The following is a 23,302-nucleotide window of genomic DNA, read 5'->3' on the forward strand; positions in this document are numbered from 1 at the left end:
GATAGCCCCAAAATTAAGGTATATCTGATACCTGCTGATTGTACCTGCTAAACATTTCTCTTTGACTGATTGAGATAACATCAAAGAACAGTTGTTTTATATATCAAACCTTTCAGCAAATCCAGTTTATGTAGGGTTATTTAATTAATTTTTTCTATATCAGAATAAACTACCTATGCAAAAAACAAACAGCCTTATGATGAAATCGAATGGCTATGAAATAAAGTAAATAAAACAACGCGATAACTTTTATTTATTCACTCATAGGGTATTTCTGCTCCATTGATTAACCACTTGCGTATTGAGAAGAACAAATCTAAAAAATATTCTTTGATATTTTTTTTTAGGTGAGCCATGCGAGTACTTATTTTAATTTTATTTTCTATAGCGGGATTTTTCAGCGGCCTGTATTTACCGAGTTCACATGCCAATGCCAATATTAATATGCCTCAATTGCCAACAACGCTCAATCTGGTAGGTCAGGCAAATTTCAGTGTACTTTGGTGGGATATTTATCAAATTCAATTGTTTACCGAGAACGGCTCATACCGTACTAATCAGTATCCACTGATTTTAAAACTCACTTATCAACGCAAAATCAGTAAAGACAATTTATTGGAAGAAACAGCTAACCAATGGAAGCGGTTTAAGATTTCTTCCGCCCAGCAGTCTCAGTGGCTGGCGCAATTAGCGGCAATATGGCCCGACGTTAACAAGCAAGATCGTATCGAGTTTTATGTTGATACCCATAACAACAGTCACTTTTATTTTAACGGCAACTACGTTGGCTCAATTTTTGATGAAACTTTCAGCCATGTTTTCAGCCAGATTTGGCTGGCTGAAAACGCCGAATACCCTCAGTTGGCCAAAGCCTTAAAGGGCATGAACTGACAGCCGATCAATTATTAATTAGCCTGACTTCACGCTGAGGGAATGGTATTTCAACTTGATGCTGTTTTAGCGTATCCCAAATCGTCTGATTGATAGCAAACCGGGCGGCATTAATCTGGTTTGATGCAACCCACACCCTGATTTCAAGATTGACACTACTATCACCAAATTCGGCAATCCCCACTAAGGGCTTTTTATGTTGCTCGACCAATGGATGTTTAGCCATGACAGCTTCCAAAATGTCACAAACCCTATTTAAGTCGCTGCCATAAGCAATGCCAACACTGAGTTCCAATAAAGTCAACGCTTTGGAGTTGTGCAAAATTTCTCCAACAATATGCTTGTTAGGAATTGTAATTTCGACACCGTCTTCGGTCACAAGAATCGTGTGTGCCAGCAAAATATCTTTCACCTGACCACTTTCGCCTTGTACTTTTATCGTGTCACCAACCACAAAAGGACGCGTTAAAATGATATTTAGGCCCGCACTATAGTTCGATAAGAGCCCCTGAACAGCCAACCCTGCCCCCAAGGAGATAGCTCCCACCGCGGCTAAAAAAGGTGCGACACTGATTCCAATCTTGTTCAAGCAGATGATGACCACCATAATGACCACCAGAATTTTGGCAAGATTTGAGATAAATCGCGATAAAGTCACATCTATGTTTTTGTTTTCACAAATTCGCAGCACCACTTTGGCGACACGATTGGCGATAAGCAAGCCAATTAATAGAACGATTAAAGCGCCTAATAATTGAAAGCTGTAATTGACAAAAAAGTTAATTACTGTATCGTAAACGGCCTGCAATTGTGCCAACTCCTGATCAATGTTTTGTTGCATAATTTCCTCATAACAGCTTGAAACTGGTGCTAATTAATAGTCAGCTAATAATTGCCAGCCACCCTCAATATTAATGTGTCACTCTTCAATAATCGGTAGCAATTAATAGCATTTAAATTATAAGAATATTTTTTTTTATATTTTAAAATCTTAAAGTTGTTTCAACTCATCAATATTTTATTAAACAGTCACCGGGATTTGGTGATTTTAATTCAAAAACACACCTGTTTTTTGACTTTCACCTTCACCTAGAGGTTTAGTCAGTGCACCAATAATACATTAAAATTCAATACGTTAGAAACAAAATCATTCAAATATTTATCATCTCATATTTTCAACTTAAAGAACTCACAGCAACCTGCTCCACAGAAAACAACAACCCGTTAATATTGTACTAAACTAAATAGAAACATCAGCCAATTGTCTTCGGGTATAACACCGTTAAGCATTTAGCATATTAAAAGGTATAAAGTTAAAGCGGTTAATTAATTTGAAGAATATTTCTATGAAATCGAATCCGCGGGTTACCAGTTTAAGTGTCTTCTTGGCCACACTTTTTATTTCATTTTTTCCGTAAATAAAAAGTGAGTGTCGAATGCAGCATCCGAATCTTCCAAAAGACGAAAAACAAAGAATTGAAGCTTTACATTCCCTTTCAATTCTCGATACGTTACCAGACAAACGTTTTGACCGCTTCACTTTACTTGCCAAACAAATTTTTAATGTTGATATCGCGCTAATCTCACTTGTTGATATTGATCGTCAATGGTTTAAATCAAAACAAGGATTAGATGTTGAACAAACTGGACGAGACATTTCATTTTGTGGCCACACGATTCTTAACGATACTATTTTTTATGTCAGTGATGCCAGTCAAGATGAAAGATTTGCCGATAATCCACTGGTAACCGATAAGCCCAATATTCGATTTTATGCCGGTGTGCCGCTTCATACTGCACAAAACTATCGCATTGGTACCTTGTGCATCATCGACTCAAAAGCCAGAGAGCTGACGCCGAATGAAATGGCTACATTAGAAAATCTAGCCAACTGTGTCGAACATGAAATCAACCAGTTAGAGTTTCTCGAACAAAAAGAAAGCCTCAAGCAAAACCAACAGCTCACTAACGCAATTGCCACAGCCCAATCTGAATTTATTACAAAAACCAGTCGACGCTCAGCGTTTGAAAGCTTACTGGAAAACCTGCTTGATTTAACCCACAGTGAATATGGCTTTATTGGCGAAGTATTGTATGACACCGTCAACTCACCTTATTTAAAAACCTACGCAATCACTAACATTGCCTGGAATGATGAATATAAAGCCATGTATGAAGAAGGCATCGAAGAAGGGCTCGAATTTACTAACCTCGACTCCCTTTTTGGTCACGTGATGAAAACTCATGAAGCGATTATAGCAAATAATCCCAAAGACGATCCTCGAGGTTGCGGTATACCTGAAGGGCACCCCGATTTAAATGCATTTTTGGGGGTTCCGGTCATGCATGGCGAACGAATGGTGGCGATGATAGGGTTAGCCAATCGCCCCGGCGGCTATTCAGAACAACAAATCGATTTCTTGTCTCCATTTTTATCCACCATAGCGCAATTATTACAGGCTGCCCGTTTACAGCAAAAAAATCACGAAAGTGAGAGGCGACTCAGGGCCATTATTGAAGCGACCAATATTGGCACCTGGGAATGGAATGTACAAACTGGCGATACGGTGTTTAATGAACGTTGGGCCGAAATTGTCGGCTATACGCTCGAAGAGTTGGCACCCGTTAATATTGAAACCTGGATGAGTCTGGCGCATCCAGATGATTTAAAAGATTTGGATAAAGTATTAAACCAGCACTTTGATGGTGAATTGGATTTTTACGAATTCCAGTGCCGTATGAAACACAAAGCCGGTCATTGGGTTTGGGTACACGATCGCGGACAAGTCTATACCTGGACCAGAGACAATAAGCCCTTATTGATGTACGGTACTCACGCTGATATCACTCATGCAAAAAATGCGGAAATGTTGCTTAAAGAGTCACGCAAAGAGCTACAATCATTTTTTGATTTATCACTTAACTTTTTATGTATTGCCAATACTTTAGGTTATTTCGAAAAAGTTAACACCACGTTTATTAAAGCGCTGGGTTATGATGAGCAAGAATTGTTATCCGTTCCCTTTATTGAATTTGTTCACCCTGATGATATTGACAAAACCTTCAACAAAATAAAAAATCTCGCTAAAGGCATTCCGACGACCTCTTTTGTCAATCGGTATCGATGCCATGATAATCACTACATAACTCTACTTTGGAACTGTGCGCCCGATGTAACCACCGGTAAAGTTTATGCAACCGCAGTAGATATTACCAATCAAAAAATTCATGAGCAGGCACTGCGCGATCAGGCGGAACACACACTGGCAATTTTAAATAATATGGTCGATGGTTTAATTACCATTGATGAACACGGCATTATTGATTCGGTTAATCCCACCTCAGAAAAAATCTTTGGTTATACCATTCAAGAGATGCAAGGCCAAAATATAAAAATGCTGATGCCAAGCCCTCATCGTGAAAATCACGATGATTATTTAAAAAATTACCAAAATGGCGGTATTCCTAAAGTCATCGGTTTTAATCGCGAAGTTGAAGGTCGGCGAAAAAATGGCACGTTGTTTCCAGTAGAACTCGCGGTTTCAGAAATCACTCGTTCGGGCAAACCCATGTATGTAGGATTATTGCGAGATATTTCAGAAAGAAAACGTATCGATAAAATGAAAACGGAATTTGTCTCTATTGTCAGTCATGAATTGCGTACTCCGCTGACTTCAATTTCAGGTGCACTCGGGCTTGTTAATGGTGGTGCACTCGGCGAAGTACCCGAAGGAATAAAAAACATTCTGACTATTGCGCAAAATAACAGCCTGCGCTTAACTTATTTAATTAATGATCTGCTTGATATGGAAAAACTGGTTGCTGGAAAAATGCATTTCGATATGCAACACTTTCTCCTGAAAGCTTTACTAGAAAATGCCGTTGAAGCCAATCAGCCCTATGGCGCCAAAAAGAACATCTCTCTGGTGATATCTCCAACAGTGCCCGATGTGTTAATCAGCGTCGATAATAATCGTTTTATGCAAATATTATCGAATCTGTTATCCAATGCCGTTAAATTTTCGCCACAAAATAATTTAGTAACGATAGATGCCATGCAAATCAGTAATCGTGTTAAAATCACTGTCAGCGATAATGGTCCGGGAATTCCTAAAGAATTTTACCCGCGTATTTTTAAAAAATTTGCCCAGGCAGACTCTTCCGACTCTCGTAAAAAAGATGGAACAGGATTAGGACTCGCCATAACTAAAGCTTTGGTCGAACGAATGAATGGCAGCATCGGTTTTGAATCGACTGAAGGTAAAGGAACGAGTTTTTATTTTGTATTACCAACACTGCAAACCAATAAACAAATATCAGGCAACCAGGAAGTTTCAAGCAATCAAATTAATATTCTGGTCATTGAGGATAATCCCGATGTCGCTGAACTACTGAGCTATATTTTAATTGACCACCATTATCATGTTGATGTGGTATATAGTGGAGAATCAGCATTAGAAGCTATCAAACATAAATCTTATGACTTAATAACCATAGACTTGTTTTTACCCGGCCTGTCTGGTGAGCAAGTTATTGGGCAAATCAGAAAAAATGCCAGCACCAAAGTAACCCCAATTATTATTATCACCGCCCATTATGAAAATATTCACAACATTATCAGTCAGCACAACAAGTTAATCAGCTGGATCAGCAAACCAATCGATCAATTTCAATTAATTAAAAAGGTTAAACATTTGCTGGACACCGCCAGCAAGCCTTCATTAAGAATTTTGCATATCGAAGATGACACCGCTTTTCATCTAGTTATTAAACAAATGGCGGGAAGTGATTATACATTGCGTCACGCAGAAGATTTAAAAACGGCTAAACTACTTATCAATCAAGAAATATTTGACATCGTTTTGGTCGACGCAGAATTGGCTGAAAGTGGTAACCACCTGATTATTGAGCAATTAAAAAGCGCTCAACATGTACCAGAAATCATTCTGTTATCAGCCAAGGAAGTGCCTGTTGAACTCAGCAAACAGGTTGACAGTGTCTTATTAAGATCGAAAATTTCGCCACTGGAAATTAAAGCAATACTTAAAAAACACACCATTCTTAAACAAAATAAGGAGAAGCTCCATGAGTAAACTACAAAAAATACTGTATGTTGAGGACGAAATCGACATTCAAAAAGTTGCTCAATTAGCTTTAGAAATGGTAGGTGCGCTAACGGTCAAAGTGTGTTCATCAGGAGAAGAAGCCTTGCAGGAAGCTGAAAGTTTTGCACCGGATATGATATTGCTTGATGTGATGATGCCCGGCATGGATGGTCCTACCACACTAAAAGAATTGCGAAAAATCTCAACATTGACCCATATTCCGGTTGCATTTATGACAGCAAAAGTACAACCTTCTGAGATTGAACATTTTAAATCACTCGGCGCATTGGATGTGATCGCTAAACCATTTGATCCAATGGAATTATCTAATCACGTTCAGAAAATTTGGGAATCCAGGAATGGCTGAACTGTCAAAAGAAGAACTCATACAACAAAAGCTAGATAAGCTTAAGGCGGACTATTATGCTCATTTACCTGACGAAATCGATCAGTTAATTGCCTTAACCAAAAAATTGAAAAATGAAGAATCCAGTCGTGAAAAATTTCATGAACTACACGTACGCTTACATAAGATTACGGGTTCGGCAGGTACCTTTGGCAGTAATAACCTGAGTGCTCATGCACGCAAACTCGAGCGCAAAGTAAAAAACTGGTTGCAAGATCCTCTCAGCGAAATTACACGCGATGAAATTAAGCTTTTTATTACAACTATTAAGCAGTTGAAAAAAGACTTAAATAATGAATTAAACCACGTCAATAAACACAAATTTTCATTAGTCCCTTCCAATACGGGACCTGCCCCATCAAAAACCTACAATATCTGGATTGTCGATGATGACACTTTTTTGGTTGATGAACTTTCTTATCAGATCGAATCATTTGGCTATAAAACACGAAAATTCAACAAGCTCTCAGCACTCAAACTTGCCTTAAAATCGAATGAGCCAGACTTGATTTTACTGGATGTTATCTTTGAAAACGACGAAAAATCCACCGACTTAATCAGCCTGATGCCAGAGCTCAACAGCAGCCGCTCGCCAATTATATTTATGTCGTCTACTGATGAATTTGATACTCGAATTAAAGCCGCACAAATCGGTGCGCAAGGCTTTTTTATCAAACCTCTTGATGTTCCCAGTTTAATTAATCGCGTTGTTCAACTGTTTGAGCGCAAACGAGCCCCTGCTAAACGTGTACTGATCGTCGATGATGACAAACGCTTGGCAGAACATTATCGATTAGTTTTTGAATCGGCAAATATCGAAGCCGAAATTTTAGAAAACCCGACAGAAATTATTAATAAAGTAAATCAGTTTCGTCCTGAGTTAATTTTAATGGACCTGTATATGCCAGACTACTTTGGACCGGATTTGGCCGGTGTCGTCAGACAATACGAAAATTGGGCAAGTTTACCGATTGTATTTTTATCTTCAGAAACTGATCTTGATAAACAAATTGATGCTATGCAGTATGGTGCAGATGACTTTTTAACCAAACCCATCTCGGACAGTCAACTACTTTCTGCTGTGCGCAGCCGGATTAATCGTGCGCGGCAGTTAGAAGCATTAATATCCAGAGACAGTTTAACTGGGTTATTAAAGCATTCGTCTATCAAAGATGCGGTAGAAAATGAAATTAGTCGAGCACAGCGCAATCAATCATCGGTGAGTGTTGCCATGCTCGATATTGATTCATTCAAACAGGTTAACGATACCTATGGTCATGCCACAGGTGATGTTGTGATTTGTGCCATTGCCATGTTATTACGTCAAAGACTCAGACAATATGACATTATTGGCCGTTATGGGGGCGAAGAGTTTGTCATTATTTTGCCAGAGTGCAGTCTACAGCAAACTTTACAAATATTAGATGACGTCAGACAACGCTTTTCAACAGTTAAATTTCGTCATCAAGATAGTGAGTTTTGTTGTACCATTTCTATTGGTTTTGCCATGAACACTGACTTTCCCGGTCGCAATGGTTCTGAATTACTAATTCAAGCTGACAATGCACTATATTATGCCAAAAGAACGGGGCGCAATCAGACCATTAACGCCCACCAATTAACTGAGATGAGCGAGAGTTATGAATAAAATAGCAATCGCTTTGCTATGTGAATGAGAAGCATGATCTGATGAACAATAATCCAGAAGCATTTCATCATTTGCTGGATCAAATACGCAATGATTTTTTGGTTGAATTACCAGAACGCTGTGACTACCTTGAAGATCTCACTTTTCAATTAGAAAAAGAACCTGACGATAAAAAAATATTTAACGAAATTTTTAGAGCCGTACATAGCTTAAAGGGTTCTGGCGGGATACACGGTTTAACCATATTAACTCGACTATGTCATCAGTTTGAAAACTTACTCAACTTATTCACTAACAAAAGCCAATTAACTGAATCAGTTATCTCCAGCATTTTTACTTTTATCGATCTCATTCGACAAATCGCAACGCTCAGTTTAACCGAAAAAAAACCTGACTTTTCAGCGCTGGAAATTGCAATCGAGCAGATTATTTCGCGCCATTTTCATCGCGAGAAATCAGGTTTTGTGATTGAATCTTCACCAATGATGGCCAGTCTATACCTGCAAACACTTGAAAACCTCCCCATACATTTACGTGTTAGTACAAATGGGCTCGAAGGCTTAACTGTTTTACTACGCGAGTCTTTTGATTTTATTATTGTTGGTAAAGAGTTAAATGAGTTAAATGGTATTGCACTCATCGCGGCATTAAGATATTCACAATCGCAAAATGCTAACATTCCAGCCTTATTTGTTACCAGCAAATACTCAAAAAACCTCGATGAACTATCAACAACAACGGTCATTCAAAAAGACCAGAATCTTGCAGATAATCTTTATCAAGCGGTTGAAAGTATTATTAGCTAATTAATAATTTTTTAATCCAGAGAATACAATTATTCTCAATCCTTTTCGGCTTTTAGATAAAATTTCTATGAAAGCCAACTATCAGGTAATGATTTGGAATAACCACTTGACTTGCCAACATATTACGCTTGATTTTTTACTATTCCAAACTAGGCTAAGTAGATGATAAGAAATATCTGACAGCTTCTGTGTAACAACGCTGACTTTGATCGAGTCAAAACGTTAAGCTAAAACTAAATATTGTCGTAACAAGGAATAAGGATTGAACATAGCCGATAATGGAACCCAAACTGTCGCTCGCACAATCAGAAGTCCCGATTATCTACCCCAATAATCCCAAAAGTTGGATGAAGGTAGCCAGCCAGTGTATCGCTATAGCTAACTCTGGTGGTGGCATTTTGCGACTACAGCTTCCTTCCGATGCAAATCCAACCAGCTTATTTAGCCGCTTTACCAAGAAAATCAGTCAACTCACGACTGCGCTAGAATATACCGCAATAGAAGATTGCCAATCGCTAATTGACCATATTCCTTCACATACGCGAGAATTCAAAGTCGCCAAAGTATCGAAAAACGCACAAGAGCTAATACTGAAAATTTATCCTACGCTTGCCACTCTGACATCGACCATTGATGCAAACAACCATTATGCGCCTTCTCCTGATGTGGCCGTTGATAGCTGCAAACAAGGTCTGTTTGATCTATTGGCAGGAATACAGTTTTCTCCTCAACCTTATCTAATGCTTGATAGCAAAGGAGCAATAATTAGTTTAAATATTGCTTCAAAAAACTTACTGGGGATTCATCAAGATCCCCCCTACGACTTAACTTTTCATGACTTTTTACTCGATCAATCAGCAGAAAATTCATTTGAAAAAATCAGCGCCTATATTAGTAACCGACAAGTTTGGCAAGGCACATTGCAATTACAAGATACAATACAACAAACAATTCCAGTTGAAATTAGTATGACGCCTATCTGGCATGGAGAAAGCACACCTAATCGATTATTTGTTCAACTGAAAGATAGACGTAATGAAATTGCCAATGAACAACAATTAAAAAGACTGGCGTTTTATGATCCAACAACCGGATTAGCAAATCGAGCATTACTGAAAGACCGACTAAGTATGGCACTTGCCAGTCAACGCAGACAACGTCTTTATGGCGCATTATTATTTATTGATTTAGATCATTTTAAACAAATCAATGATGTACATGGACACAGCGAAGGTGATGCGGTATTAAAAAAATGTGCTACTCGTTTATTAAAAAACTTAAGACAAGATGATACGCTGGCAAGAATTGGCGGTGATGAATTTGTTGCCTTATTACTTGGATTTGGCGCTAGCTTTTTTGCTGCACAAATTCAAGCCAAAGCGATTGCTGAAAAGTTGCTCGCCTCATTAGACAAGCCTTTAGTTGTCAATGGTCATCAATATTATATTCAAGCCAGTATTGGCATAACCCTTTTTCCCAAAGCGCTGGAAACAGCCGAAGACTTATTGCGTGAAGCAGATACCGCCATGTATGGAGCAAAAGCAGCAGGCAGAAACACTGTATTAGTTTTTGAATCATCCATGTATCAAGCAGTCAGAAAGCGATTTCGTATTGAACGAGAACTACGCGAGGCCATTCGGCAAAAACAATTCGAACTTTATTTTCAACCACAAGTTGACGATCATCATCAAATTTCTTCCTGGGAAGTTTTAATTCGCTGGAACCATCCACAACAAGGCGTGGTTTCACCGATGGAATTTATCAGTATTGCGGAAGAAACTGGACAAATCATTCCCATTGGTGATTGGGTACTCGATAAAACCTGCGAAATACTCGGACAATGTGAGCGAGCCGGAAAGCCGGTGGCGCTTTCTGCCAATATCAGCGCACGCCAATTTAAAGATACACAATTTGTTGGCAATCTCAAAAAACACATTCGCCATCATCAAATTGATGCCAATAATCTCACACTTGAAATGACTGAAAGCTTATTGATAGAAGATGCCACAGCAACCGCCGAAACAATGCATGAACTGGCAAAACTAGGTATTAACTTTTCAATTGATGATTTTGGTACGGGTTATTCGAATTTAAAATACTTACGTCAACTGCCGCTAAAAGAATTAAAAATTGATAAGTCATTTATTCAAAATATTTGCGAGAATAACAACGATGCTGCCGTTGTCAAAACCATGTTATCTCTGGCAGCACATCTGAATTTGTATGTAGTCGCAGAAGGTGTTGAAGAAAAGCGGCAATCACAGTTTTTAAACAAACTTGCGAAAATTAAAATGCAAGGCTATCTTTTTGGTAAACCCATCCCAACCAGTATTTTTCTCAATCAATGGTTGCAAAACTATAACAAATTGCGAGATGTCCCTTGACAAGTGAATTTAAAAAACAGCTCTCTCAACTCACCGCCGATTTTAAACAGGAAATCCCGCTCAGGCTCTCGGCAATTAAACAGGAATACCAACTGATCAATCCAAAAAAATGGCACGCAGGCGCGGAGAAAAAACTGTATGCACTGCTGCACAAATTAGCAGGTACGGCGGGCACGCTGGGATGGCATGCATTATCGGAAGCCTCTTCAGAATTATTAAAACAATTATCACAAATTTCGGCACAAGCAACACCCGATTTAAGCATGTGGGAAAAAATAGGCTTAACCATTTTCGATTTAGAACAAATTGCTGAAATTCAAGTTATCAAGCAGCCAGATGAACTTGAGATGGAATTTCCATCAACAGTTGGCCAACTTATTTTTATTGTTGATGATGATAATACACTGACCGAATTGCTGGCGAACACGTTACATAATAAAGGATACATCACCGAACAGTTTAATTCTCCCGATGACTTTGCTCAAACTTGTCGCAATGGACACTATCCCGACTTGGTATTAATGGATATGGATTTTCCTGATGGTGCTTTTGCTGGCGGCGAAGTCATTGCGCAGTTGCGCCACGAACTAGACATTCATTTACCGTCTATCTTTATTTCCAAGCACGACTCCATGGAATCCCGTTTAACTGCATTTCGAGCAGGTGCCAGTCGGTATTTACTTAAACCTGTTAACCTTGAACAATTATGTCGCCTGACCGATGAGTTATGCACGCCCTGTGGTGAAGATCCTTATCGAGTCATGGTAGTTGATGATGATAATTACACACTCCATGCCTTTGTCATTGCCTTAGAAGCGGCAGGTATGGTAGTTGAAGGTGTCAATAACCCGTTAGAAGTACTTGATCGCGTCAGATTATTTATGCCCGATGTATTACTACTCGATGTGTATATGCCAGAAGCAACCGGCCCTGAAATTGCCGCAGTTCTGCGCGAAGAAGAGCAGCTTTCCTGGTTACCAATATTATTTCTTTCGGTTGAAACCGATCCATCAAAACATGCACTGGCTTTAGCCCACGGTGGCGATGACTTTTTAATGAAGCCGATACAACCAAACTACTTGCAGGAAGCCGTTAAGGCCAGAGCCTGGCGAGCACGTCGAAATCGTCAGTTAATGCGCGCAGCTCTCGCTACGCTATAATAAACCACTTATCGACAATCACGCTTCGCACTCGTAGAGAATATTAACACCCTAAAGATATTAACACCCTATTGAAAAGTGAGCTACGGACGTAACGCCTGACGACCACGAGCAATCGCCACACAACCCGAACGAACAATTTCAATAATATCGCTTTGGCGTTTAATCGATCGAATAAACGCATCGAGTTTTTCTTTTTTCCCCGTTAGTTGTACGGTATATAGCTGATTGCTGCAATCAACAATCTGACCACGAAAAATATCTGCGGTACGTACAATTTCTTCGCGTGCATCTGGGGTTGTTGCATTAATTTTTACAAACATCAGCTCTCTGGCAATATGCACTTCTTTAGAAAGCTCTGCAACTTTTAAAACATCGACTAATTTGTTGACCTGTTTGGTAATTTGCTCAATGACACGATGATCACCTGTGGTGGCAATGGTAATTCGCGAGAGTGAATCTTCTTCAGTCGCCGCCACCGTTAAACTTTCAATATTAAAAGCGCGCTGCGAAAACAAACCAATTATTCGAGATAATGCACCTGGCTCATTTTCTAATAAAATAGATAATACTGTTTGTTGCATCAGGCTTCTACTCCTTTGGCTAACCACATTTCGTCAATTGCCCCTTGTCGTTTTTGCATCGGGAAAACATGTTCATGCTCTTCTACCTGAATATTAAGCAGTACTAATCGATCTTTCATGGCAAAAGTTTCTTTAATTGCATCATCCAATTGATCAGGAGAGGTTACCTCTATGCCCACATGACCATAAGCTTCTGCCAGTTTGGTAAAGTCCGGTAATGATTCCATATAAGAATGCGAGTGGCGTCCCCCATAATCCAAATCCTGCCACTGCTTTACCATCCCCAGATTACCGTTATTCAACAAAATTATTTTCACCGGCAAGTTATATTGCAAACAAGTCGATAACTCTTGAATATTCATTTGAATAGAGCCATCTCCGGTAATACAGGCAACATCGGCATCGGGGTATGCCAGTTTAACACCCATTGCTGCAGGCAATCCAAATCCCATAGTGCCTAATCCACCCGAATTGATCCATTGTTTAGGTCGCTTAAATGGGTAATATAATGCGGCAAACATCTGGTGTTGACCTACATCCGATGTTAAAAAAGCTTCACCATTCGTCGCCTTGTAAACCGACTCAATAACCTGTTGAGGCTTGATTATTTTGCTATCATTTTCATAAGCCAGACATCGTCGTTCTTGCCATTGCTTGATTTGTCCCCACCACTGAGCAACCGCCGCAGTGTCTTGCTGAATACTTTCTTTATCAAGTTGATCAAGAATTTGCTGAATAACAATATCTACTGAGCCAACTACCGGAATATCTGCTTCAATGGTTTTTGAAATAGAAGATGGATCGATATCAACATGAATAATTGTTGTATCAGGACAAAACTTGCTGGTGTTATTTGTCACACGGTCATCAAATCGCGCACCCAACGCTAAAATCACATCGGCATGTGCCATTGATTTATTGGCTTCCAGTGTTCCATGCATACCTAACATCCCCAAAAAGTTAGGATGTGTACCAGGAATCGTTCCCAATCCCATCAGTGTATTGACCGATGGCGCATTGAGTTTTTCAACCAACTTAACCAGTAATTCAGACGCATTGGCAGCAACAATCCCGCCCCCTGAATAAATAACGGGACGCTTGGCAGCCAGTAGTTGTTGTGCCGCTTTTTTAATTTGCTTGGAATGGCCCTTAATAGTTGGGTTATAAGAACGCATTTTAATTTCTTTAGGTAAATGATAAGGATACTTTTCTTTAGGGTTCAACTTATCTTTAGGTAAGTCAACAACAACAGGGCCGGGTCTTCCTGATTTAGCCAGGTGAAAAGCTTTGGCAATAACACTGGGGATTTCTTCCGCTGAGCGACAGCTGAAGCTATGTTTAACAATGGGGCGTGAACAGCCAATAATATCTGTTTCCTGAAACGCATCATCACCAATCAAGTGTGTTGCCACCTGTCCAGACAAAATAACCATCGGGATCGAGTCCATATAAGCCGTTGCAATACCGGTAACACAATTAGTCGCTCCTGGTCCCGAAGTCACCAAAACCACACCGACTTCATTTGTTGAGCGGCTGTAGCCATCTGCCATGTGTGTAGCAGCCTGTTCATGGCGAACTAAAATATGCTGGATTTCTGGATGCTGATATAAGGCATCATAAATATCTAGCACCGAACCGCCTGGATACCCAAACAGATATTTCACATTTAAATCTTTAAGTGTTCTAACTACCATTTCTGCGCCAGAGCACATTTCTGGTGCAGTTTTTCCTGAAGTTTTCTTATTCGAAGCCGCCTTGCCTGAATTTGCTTTCTCTGAAGTCATTTTGATTTCCCCCAACCAATCAACTGAATCACCTTAACACCCTCACTCACACCTGTTTTTACCAATCAACTCGCTAATCATCATCTATCAGCATGACAGCCGACTCAATGTCTGGCCGTAAAAAAACCCCCGGTTCTTGCGAAGCGGGGGTTTTTGAATACTTGAGTTTTTCTAAGATAACGCAAATCCCCGCTGTGAACTGACGCTCACGACGAGTACGAGTACGACGACTACGAATTGTGTAAAAGACGAAATGCTCATGAAATACGTTATCTGTTGAAATCTGCCCCGATTATTCTATTCAGCCCCGCATAGGTCTACTAACTAAAAGCTATATAGCAGTCAAATGAGCATCCTGCAAGAGCTTGTTACGTAACGGAAACTGAGATTTATCCGATTTTATTAGGAAGTTATTGAAATTTAGGGACATTTAAACCAATTCGCGCTTTGTTCGATTATATATTAATTTTTTTTGACAATGCCGTCTCATTGCAAAGCTTGGCAGGCTATCCATCTAACTTGTGGCATCACCTCTATCGCCCGCTCTACACCTTATTCATTTGCCCAATGAGCTTCATCAATCAAATGAATCATAAAACACTAATACTCAGGTAAAAACTCAAACCGGGGAATGGTTGCCGCTTGAGTTTCCCACTGCGCTTTACTGGCATTAAATAAATGTGCATCAGGTAATTGGTTTAGTTGCCCGTCAATGCAACCGGCAGGAACAACAACACTATGAATATTGGGTTGTTTACTGGGTATTGCCGAGCCACAAACACCACAAAAGCTTTTCATATGGTGCGTACCCATTAATTGAAATTGCTTTACTTGTTCTAGCCCACATTGCCATTCCAACTCTGCAGCCGAGAAAAATAAATTGGCGGCATGTGCCGAACCACTATCTTTTTGACAATAGTGGCAATGACAAAGATAAAACTTTTCCAGCTTACCGCTAATAGTGAAACTGACAGAACCACACAAACATGAACCATTTAATTGCATAACTTAATTACCTGAAACTCACTGACGGAACAAGCCATCTATCAACAAATCACTAATATCAAATGACCGGAATAAATGAACTTTTGTATGCCTTTATTGACCGCTTAAGATAATCCATTGCTATCTGAACGGATTGTAATGAATCTATTTTAACGACCAAACGCTTATTGCTTAATTTTGCAGATTTATTTTTCCGTTGTCTGGCTTTTCTATTATTTGATGTTATAGCACTTATTGTGGCTCAACCAGCACCTTATGCATAATATAGCTATCAACCAACCCCAAACGTTTATGATAATACGCATTGGGAATGGTACCAATTATAGCGAAACCTAATTTTTGCCATAGTTTCACCGCAACGTCATTGGTTGAAATGACAGAATTAAATTGCATGGCAGTAAATCCAGATTCAATGGCAATTTGCTGCGAGTGTTCACAAAGCCGCGTGGCAATTCCCTTTCCTCTAGCCTGTTGATCAACCATATATCCACAATTACTGATATGCTTGCTGGGTCCGGCCGCATTTGCTCGAATATAGTAAGACCCAAGTACCTTGTCGTTCTCAATATAAGCGAAAGATTTGAGTGGCGATTCACACCACAACGTATAAGCATTGTTTAAGCTCATATCAGGATCAAAAGCATAGGTTTCCTGCGCCTGAATAATCGATTGAAAACAAGGCCAAAAACTTTCAAAATCCTGCCGCGTCATTTCTCTAATTGTTTTGTTAATCATTTTGGTTACTTGCTTGTTAAATATTGGTGGGTCATCATCTTTTAACAGGGTTTTATGTCTGTTTGTTTATTTTTATCACTTGAAAAAATAGAAAAAAACCCCAAACATTAGTCGGTTTAGCTTGCAGGTAAGTTTCTAACCAGTATCTTTCTAAATCGTGGTGTATTTCTGAAACGATAAAAAATAATGTTTCAAACCGTTTTGACCAAATCCATCTGGCAACCCCGGTTAGCCAAACAGGTTAGACAGAATTGACTCATTAACTCGCCACCTTTAGAAAAACCGAGTTAGTTTAACGAAAAATCAATTGTTACGGTAATTTTTAACCATCACCAATTGAGTGACTAAAGCGTCAATCAACTTCAAAGGTTAACGCACATAACAACCTGTTGGCTTTTTTGACAACAAGATTAAACAATAAGCAAACGAATAAAATAAACAGGAGGATATCGATGCTCGAAGTCAACCAACTTACTCGATGGTATGGCAAATTTAAAGCCGTTGATAGTGTCAACTTCTCAATAGGTAAAGGTGAAATTGTTGGTCTACTGGGACACAATGGTGCGGGAAAGACCACTATTATGAAAATGCTCAGCGGCTTTCTTGAACCCAACGCCGGATCCATCAAGATTAATCAAATCGATATCACCAGCAATTTAAAACAAATTCAACAGCAAATCGGCTATTTGCCTGAAAATCTGCCGGTTTATCCCGAAATGAGTGTTGCCGACTATCTTGACTATGCGGCGCAATTAAAAGGATTAAATCGTCAGCAAAAGCAACAGGAATTAAAACGAGCCATCAAAGCCACCGAACTTGCACCCAAATTACTGGATCCCATCGCGACATTATCGCGTGGATATAAACAACGGGTCGGTGTCGCCCAAGCAATTTTGGGCCGTCCAAGTCTGTTAATTTTAGACGAACCGACCAATGGCCTAGACCCAACTCAAACAGAACATATGCGAGAATTAATTCGAGAGATTGCTAAAGAGGCGACCGTTATCTTGTCGACACACATCATGCAGGAAGTTGACGCGTTATGTGATCGCGCCATTATTATTCGTCAAGGTCAATTAGCCGTTGATGCAAAACTTGATGAGCTTCGCCAAAGTCGCTCATTAAATCTAGCAACATCACTTTCGTTAGAAAAAATTCAAGCATTATTAACGCCGATTCAAGGTATTATCAATATTGAATCTGCAGGTGTAAAAGATCCACAGCAAACCGAAGTTTTACACTATGTGATCCATTTAACAACAACAGCTAATTTAACCAAACTATCCAGCACAATCGCCAAGCAAGTTATTTCAGCAGGCGCTGATTTATACACAATCAGCCAACAACATATCGATTTGGAAACACTATTTCGCCAAGTTAACCAAGGTACTTTAAGCAAGGAGGTTAAACATGCTGCCTAATAATGCCAACACCCTGATCCGCCGGATTGCAGCCAAAGAAATCGCATTATTTTTTGCTTCGCCAATTGCTTATTTATTTTTAGCCACATTTGCCGCAGTCACGTTATTTACATTTTTTTGGGCCGAAGCTTTTTTTGCTCGTAACATTGCCGATGTCAGACCATTATTTGAATGGATGCCATTGTTGTTAATCTTTTTATCCAGCACCTTAACCATGCGCTTATGGAGTGAAGAAAGACGTACAGGCACACTTGAACATGTACTGACACAACCGGTGGCTTTGTGGCACTTTGTTGTTGGTAAGTTTTCAGGATGTTTAGCTTTATTAGCTATAGCATTACTTATTACACTTCCGCTACCCATTACCGTTGCTTTAATTGGTGATCTCGATTGGGGGCCTGTACTCGCAGGCTATTTAGCAACCTTTTTACTCGGCGCCGCTTATTTAAGTATTGGGCTTTTTGTCTCAGCGCGTAGCGATAACCAAATTGTCAGTTTAATCAGTGCCGTTGCTTTATGTGGTGTATTTTATTTAATAGGTACGCCAATGATTACTGATTTTTTTGGTAATCAAAGTGGAGAATGGTTACGCTTGCTTGGTACCGGTTCTCGCTTTGAATCGATAACCCGAGGCGTTATCGATTTGCGTGACTTATATTACTATATCAGTATTATTCTGGTGTTTCTGTCTCTGAATGCTTTTGTATTAGAACGCGAGCGCTGGGCAACACTCAATACCACTCCGCATCACACAAACTGGCGAGTTGTTACCGCATTACTATTACTCAATGCATTAGGCGCAAACCTTTGGTTAGGACAAATCAACCTGTTACGTATTGATGCGACCGAAGGTAATCAATATTCGATTTCACCAGCCACTCAGCAATATCTAAATCAGCTACAAGAGCCATTATTAATTCGCGGTTACTTCAGTAATAAAACTCACCCTTTATTAGCACCACTGGTTCCTCAGCTAAAAGATCTGATTAAAGAATACGAAGTTGCAGGTCGAGGCAAAGTGTTGAGTGAAATTATTGATCCAATTAGCAATCCCGAACTGGAAGAAGAGGCTAACCAAAAATATGGCATTCAGCCGAGTCCGTTTCAGGTTGCCGACCGTTACCAGTCATCGATTGTCAGTTCTTACTTTAATATTCTCATTCAATATGGTGATGAGCATCAAGTACTCGGATTTCGTGATTTAATAGAAGTTAAATCTGGTGGCGCGACAGATATTGATGTGCAATTACGTAACCCCGAACACGATTTAACTCGTTCAATAAAGAAAGTCTTAAACAGTTATCAATCGGGAGGTAATTTATTTGACACCATTCAAGGCAAACTGGTGTTTAATGCTTACTTGTCAAATGAACAAGCTTTACCAGAGCAACTGGTCAACTTTAAGCAAGTAATTGAAAAAGTGACGGCTGATTTAAAAAAGCAAGCGAATGATTCCCTCACAATCAATATGATTGATCCAGATGCCAACGGTGGTGCAATAGCACAACAAATTGCCGAAGATTTTGGGTTTCAACCAATGGCAACCAATCTGTTTAGTAATGATCATTTCTATTTTTATTTGACTCTGACAAAAGATGAGCAAATCGTACAAATTCCGCTAGATGATATGACCGAAAGTAGCTTTAAACGCAATCTAGAAGCCGGTATCAAACGCTTTGCCAGTGGCTTTACCAAAACCGTTGGTCTGGTTGTTCCCCAACAAGATCCACAAATGGCTCAGTTTGGTATGGCAGGTCCGCAGTTTAATTTACTCGAACAATTTATCAGCACTGACCTTAACGTAAAAAAAGTCGATTTGTCTGCGGGTCGTGTTGATGGTGATATTGACTTTTTAATTTTGATGTCACCAAAAGCATTTGATGACAAGCAACTATTCGCCATCGATCAGTTTTTAATGCAAGGAGGAACAGTATTTATTGCGACCTCTCCATTTAGTGCCAGCTTTACCGGACGTCGTCTCGCCATGTTACCTCACGAAAGTGGGCTTACCGACTGGTTAAAGCATCACGGATTGACTATCGATAATCAGTTAGTAATGGATCCACAAAATGCCGCATTTCCCGTCCCAATTACTCGCAATGTGGGCGGATTTCAATTGCAAGAAATGCGAATGCTGGATTATCCCTACTTCATCGATGCAAGAAACACTGGGCTCAATCAAGACAACCCCATTACCGCGAATCTGCCTCAAGCGACCATTGCCTGGGCATCACCAATTAAGGTTAACCAAGAGAGTCAAAACAATCGCCAAATTACTGAGTTAGTTAAAAGCTCAGCAGGAGCCTGGTTATCGGATTCAACCGATATCATGCCTAAAGTTGATGCCAACGGTGTTAGTGGGTTCAGTCCACAAGGTGAAACCAAAGAACAATTAATTGGTGTCATTAGTGAAGGTCAGTTTGATTCATATTTTGCTGGTAAACAATCACCTCTTTTATCGGCGAAAACTTCCGACACCGATGAAGAGGACTCGGCCAATCAATCTGCTTCTGATTCGGAAGACTCAGCTTCAAGCAACCAGGTTGTATCAAGCGTTATTGATAAATCAGCCGAGTCGGCAAGAATTGTTTTATTCAGTTCTAATGACTTTTTGAGCGATCAAATAATCCAAATGACGAGTTCAGCATCAGGCAGTGAATATTTATCCACCTTACAATTAGTGGCTAATAGTATTGACTGGTCGTTGGAAGATGCCGGGCTTTTAAGCATTCGCTCGCGCGGACATTTCAATCGGACGCTTCCGCCAATGGAACAAGATGCCCAAATGTTTTGGGAATATTTAAATTATATTCTGGCTGCATTTGCTTTAGCAATTGTTGCGCTTATTCAAAAGCAACGAAAACGCGCACAAAATCTGGCATATGCCCAGTTACTTTCGCATTAAGGAGTATCGAATATAATGAAACAGCTAAAATCAAAATTAAGTATACTTTTGGTACTTCAATTAGTACTGATTGGTGGGCTGTTGTTGATTAATCAGAATTCCTCTGAGCAACATCCGCAACAATCACTCATGAAATTTGTTATCAATGACGTCAATAAAATTATCATTGACGGCGAAGACAAAACGATTTCATTACAAAAAGTTGATCAACAATGGCAACTACCTGAGCTTAAAAATTTACCTGCGGAAAGCAATAAAATCACTCAGGCCTTAAACAAGTTGAGCGAGCTCAAAACCGGTTGGCCAACCACAACGACCGCCTCAGCACATCAACGCTTTGCCGTTGCCGACGATAAATATCAGCGACGTATTCAGTTATTCAAAGGTGACAATATCGTTGATGAAATTTATTTGGGCACATCACCAGGCTTTAGAAAAGTTCATGTGAGAAAACCCAGCGACAGCGAAGTTTATAGTGTTAAACTCAATACCTTCGATTTTCCGGTAAATAACAACGATTGGCTGGAAAAGTCTCTACTTAACAGTCAATCGGTCAGCAAAATTAAAGGGAATGATTTTGAGTTAGTTAAATCAGGTGAAGACTGGCAATTAGCTGATAGCCAAACCGAGAACCTTATGTTAGATGCAGAAAAAGCCTCGACACTAGCTCAGTCACTCGCTAACCTCAATGTGATAGCACTTGCCGATAGCACACCCGCATCGCAAGCGGTTACTCTTGAAGTTACCGATGAGAAAGTAACCCATCAATATCAATTTTATCAACAAGAAAGTGACTATTTTGTGGCAAGAAATGATATTGAAGGTTACTTTAAAATTAGTCAGTCCGACTTTGATACGATTACCCAAAACAAGCTGGAGAATTTACTGAAAACACCGAAACAAACTGAAGACAGCTTAACCGATACCGCTCCCGTAGAGTCAGAGCCGGTTAAAAATAATGAAAGTGACACACCTTTACTAACTAATGATTAATTAAAAAGTAAAGCTAATTTAAAGTAATATTAAAAAAGCCCAATAAAGTATTGGGCTTTTTATAGGGCACTTTCAGTTAATAATTAGCCACATCCAGGCGGCTGATAAGGTAAAACAGGTATTGTGTTAGGTACCTTTACAAACACATATTTACCCGTTGATGGGTTATAGAAAGCTTTCGTTTCTAATCGATAAATAACGGGGGCACCAAATCCACTGGAATAGTTGCATATAAACCCAGTGTAACCAGCAATAGGATTTCCTGAAGGAGTTTTAGGATAGTTTTCAGCAAACTTATAATCAAAACTAATATTATATGCCCTGAGTACATCTTTAAACTCTTCTTCAGCACAAATATTTACAAAGTTAAGACCTGGTTTAACATCAACTTTAAACTCATTTTGATCTGCCGCTCCTACATTTTGGAAGAACTCATCTAAAATTATGCCATCTGGCCCAATACTCGTTGACAGTGATACATATGCATTATATGTATGCCCTGAAAGCTTTAGCCTCATATCAAGTTTTCCATCTGGAAAAAACAATTCTATTCCAGCCCCCTGAACAACCCAATCAGCAGAAAGACTTACTCCATAAACATTAATAGTTGTCTTTAATGAACTAAAGGTTGAATTAAAGAATTTTTTTCGAGAAAGTGCATTATTTACTACAGCGTTTCTTATAGCACTTCTAGTCGCAGACTTACTAAAATAATCAAAAACACTATCAACTCTTTCATCCCCCGAACCACATTCGGTAGACGATTGAGCAGATGCCATTTGCTGGGCTCTAGCGATTAATCCACTTGGCGTCGTATTTTGATACTGCAACCACCAATCTTGAATACTTGAAACCATATTTTTGTATTCTTGACGAATAGTTCTGATATCATGTATCGCATAATTTTCATTCGCCGTTGCGGTAACGTTTATTGGCTGAAAGTATTGTTGATAAACATTAACCCGATATTTGATTAACACAGTAGAATCATCGTTAAAAAAGTACCAAGTATCAACATATAGCGGTGGCTGCGGTGGAAGGGGAGGCAAGCGCCAACGACTAGGAGGTGGTGGCTGGCAGTTTTGATAGCAAATATTTTTTTCAGGATATTTACTACCAATAGTATGTAAAATAGAACCTGTATTTAAAGAGGTCGAGTACTCCAAGTAATTAGTCGCTTTTGAGGATAAAGAAATTCCCATTAAGACGAAAAACATTATCAATTTAAACTTCATTGTTTCTTTTCTTTTATATTCCAATTAATACTGGCAATTCAGCACCAGCGAAGTAATGGCAACATAAATCAAAATATAAGAAACAAAATTTAAAATAACATTTCACACAAATAAATAATTAAATTTTAATTCCAAACAACAAAAAAATAATAAGAAAACATTGCTATTTAAAAGAAAAACAAGTATCGAAAAAAACATGAAAAATGATTTTCTTTAAAGTATTAGAAAAAATCTCAGAAG

16 protein-coding genes are annotated in these 23,302 nt (G+C 39.3%); 10 read left to right on the forward strand and 6 right to left on the reverse strand.

The window, feature by feature from the left end; translation table 11 throughout:
* The first annotated feature begins 354 nt into the window (after window positions 1–354).
* Window positions 355–891 carry a chalcone isomerase family protein gene (locus ABVT42_RS16930; protein ID WP_353896993.1) on the forward strand — a complete coding sequence of 179 codons (537 nt, stop codon included), beginning with the start codon at window positions 355–357 and terminating at the stop codon, window positions 889–891.
* A 7-nt stretch (window positions 892–898) separates the two neighbouring features.
* On the opposite strand, the gene ABVT42_RS16935 is transcribed toward ABVT42_RS16930, so the two are convergent.
* Window positions 899–1,732: a mechanosensitive ion channel family protein gene (locus tag ABVT42_RS16935; RefSeq protein WP_353896994.1), complete on the reverse strand. Its 834-nt coding sequence runs from the start codon at window positions 1,730–1,732 to the stop codon at window positions 899–901.
* Between the two features lie 595 nt (window positions 1,733–2,327).
* On the opposite strand from ABVT42_RS16935, the gene ABVT42_RS16940 reads away from it, so the two are divergent.
* The 6 genes from ABVT42_RS16940 to ABVT42_RS16965 all read left to right on the forward strand — a co-directional run bounded on the left by ABVT42_RS16940 (window position 2,328) and on the right by ABVT42_RS16965 (window position 12,400).
* Entirely contained in the window at window positions 2,328–5,984 is a 3,657-nt protein-coding gene (locus tag ABVT42_RS16940) for a PAS domain S-box protein (protein ID WP_353896995.1), read from the forward strand.
* Window positions 5,977–6,363 (forward strand): response regulator, encoded by a 387-nt coding sequence (locus ABVT42_RS16945; RefSeq protein ID WP_353896996.1) that lies wholly within the window; start codon window positions 5,977–5,979, stop codon window positions 6,361–6,363. Before ABVT42_RS16940 ends, ABVT42_RS16945 begins: the two co-directional genes overlap by 8 nt.
* Complete coding sequence (locus ABVT42_RS16950; protein ID WP_353896997.1) at window positions 6,356–8,050, forward strand: diguanylate cyclase; 1,695 nt, start codon at window positions 6,356–6,358, stop codon at window positions 8,048–8,050. The genes ABVT42_RS16945 and ABVT42_RS16950 overlap by 8 nt, the downstream gene beginning before the upstream one ends.
* A 41-nt stretch (window positions 8,051–8,091) precedes the next feature.
* Window positions 8,092–8,856, forward strand: a complete 765-nt coding sequence (locus ABVT42_RS16955) for an Hpt domain-containing protein (protein ID WP_353896998.1) — start codon at window positions 8,092–8,094, stop codon at window positions 8,854–8,856.
* Window positions 8,857–9,134: 278 nt separating this feature from the next.
* The gene (locus ABVT42_RS16960) at window positions 9,135–11,240 is read left to right on the forward strand and encodes an EAL domain-containing protein (protein ID WP_353896999.1); all 2,106 of its coding nucleotides are present in this window, start codon (window positions 9,135–9,137) and stop codon (window positions 11,238–11,240) included.
* The gene (locus tag ABVT42_RS16965) at window positions 11,237–12,400 is read left to right on the forward strand and encodes a response regulator (RefSeq protein ID WP_353897000.1); all 1,164 of its coding nucleotides are present in this window, start codon (window positions 11,237–11,239) and stop codon (window positions 12,398–12,400) included. Before ABVT42_RS16960 ends, ABVT42_RS16965 begins: the two co-directional genes overlap by 4 nt.
* Before the next feature lie 83 nt (window positions 12,401–12,483).
* Here ABVT42_RS16965 and ilvN read toward each other — a convergent pair whose 3' ends face one another.
* From ilvN to ABVT42_RS16985, 4 genes are all read right to left on the reverse strand, one after another.
* Complete coding sequence (gene ilvN, locus ABVT42_RS16970) at window positions 12,484–12,984, reverse strand: acetolactate synthase small subunit (protein WP_353897001.1); 501 nt, start codon at window positions 12,982–12,984, stop codon at window positions 12,484–12,486.
* Window positions 12,984–14,696, reverse strand: coding sequence for an acetolactate synthase 3 large subunit (locus ABVT42_RS16975; protein ID WP_353897028.1), 1,713 nt, complete (start codon window positions 14,694–14,696; stop codon window positions 12,984–12,986). Before ABVT42_RS16975 ends, ilvN begins: the two co-directional genes overlap by 1 nt.
* A gap of 672 nt (window positions 14,697–15,368) precedes the next feature.
* The gene (locus ABVT42_RS16980) at window positions 15,369–15,773 is read right to left on the reverse strand and encodes a GFA family protein (RefSeq protein ID WP_353897002.1); all 405 of its coding nucleotides are present in this window, start codon (window positions 15,771–15,773) and stop codon (window positions 15,369–15,371) included.
* Window positions 15,774–16,004: 231 nt separating this feature from the next.
* Window positions 16,005–16,508 (reverse strand): GNAT family N-acetyltransferase, encoded by a 504-nt coding sequence (locus ABVT42_RS16985; protein ID WP_353897003.1) that lies wholly within the window; start codon window positions 16,506–16,508, stop codon window positions 16,005–16,007.
* A gap of 452 nt (window positions 16,509–16,960) precedes the next feature.
* Here ABVT42_RS16985 and ABVT42_RS16990 point away from each other — a divergent pair, with 452 nt between their 5' ends.
* Genes ABVT42_RS16990 through ABVT42_RS17000 form a run of 3 tightly spaced genes read left to right on the forward strand, consistent with a single transcriptional unit; the run spans window position 16,961 to window position 21,827 of the window.
* The gene (locus ABVT42_RS16990; RefSeq protein WP_353897004.1) at window positions 16,961–17,929 is read left to right on the forward strand and encodes an ABC transporter ATP-binding protein; all 969 of its coding nucleotides are present in this window, start codon (window positions 16,961–16,963) and stop codon (window positions 17,927–17,929) included.
* On the forward strand, window positions 17,919–20,834 hold the full coding sequence (locus ABVT42_RS16995) for a Gldg family protein (protein WP_353897005.1): 2,916 nt from the start codon (window positions 17,919–17,921) through the stop codon (window positions 20,832–20,834). Before ABVT42_RS16990 ends, ABVT42_RS16995 begins: the two co-directional genes overlap by 11 nt.
* 15 nt (window positions 20,835–20,849) lie before the next feature.
* Complete coding sequence (locus tag ABVT42_RS17000; RefSeq protein WP_353897006.1) at window positions 20,850–21,827, forward strand: DUF4340 domain-containing protein; 978 nt, start codon at window positions 20,850–20,852, stop codon at window positions 21,825–21,827.
* 83 nt (window positions 21,828–21,910) lie between these two features.
* Here ABVT42_RS17000 and ABVT42_RS17005 read toward each other — a convergent pair whose 3' ends face one another.
* Window positions 21,911–23,062 carry a hypothetical protein gene (locus ABVT42_RS17005; protein WP_353897007.1) on the reverse strand — a complete coding sequence of 384 codons (1,152 nt, stop codon included), beginning with the start codon at window positions 23,060–23,062 and terminating at the stop codon, window positions 21,911–21,913.
* Window positions 23,063–23,302: the final 240 nt, after the last annotated feature.

It is taken from the genome of Aliikangiella maris, assembly GCF_040719265.1.
Classification (GTDB): domain Bacteria; phylum Pseudomonadota; class Gammaproteobacteria; order Enterobacterales; family Kangiellaceae; genus Aliikangiella; species Aliikangiella maris.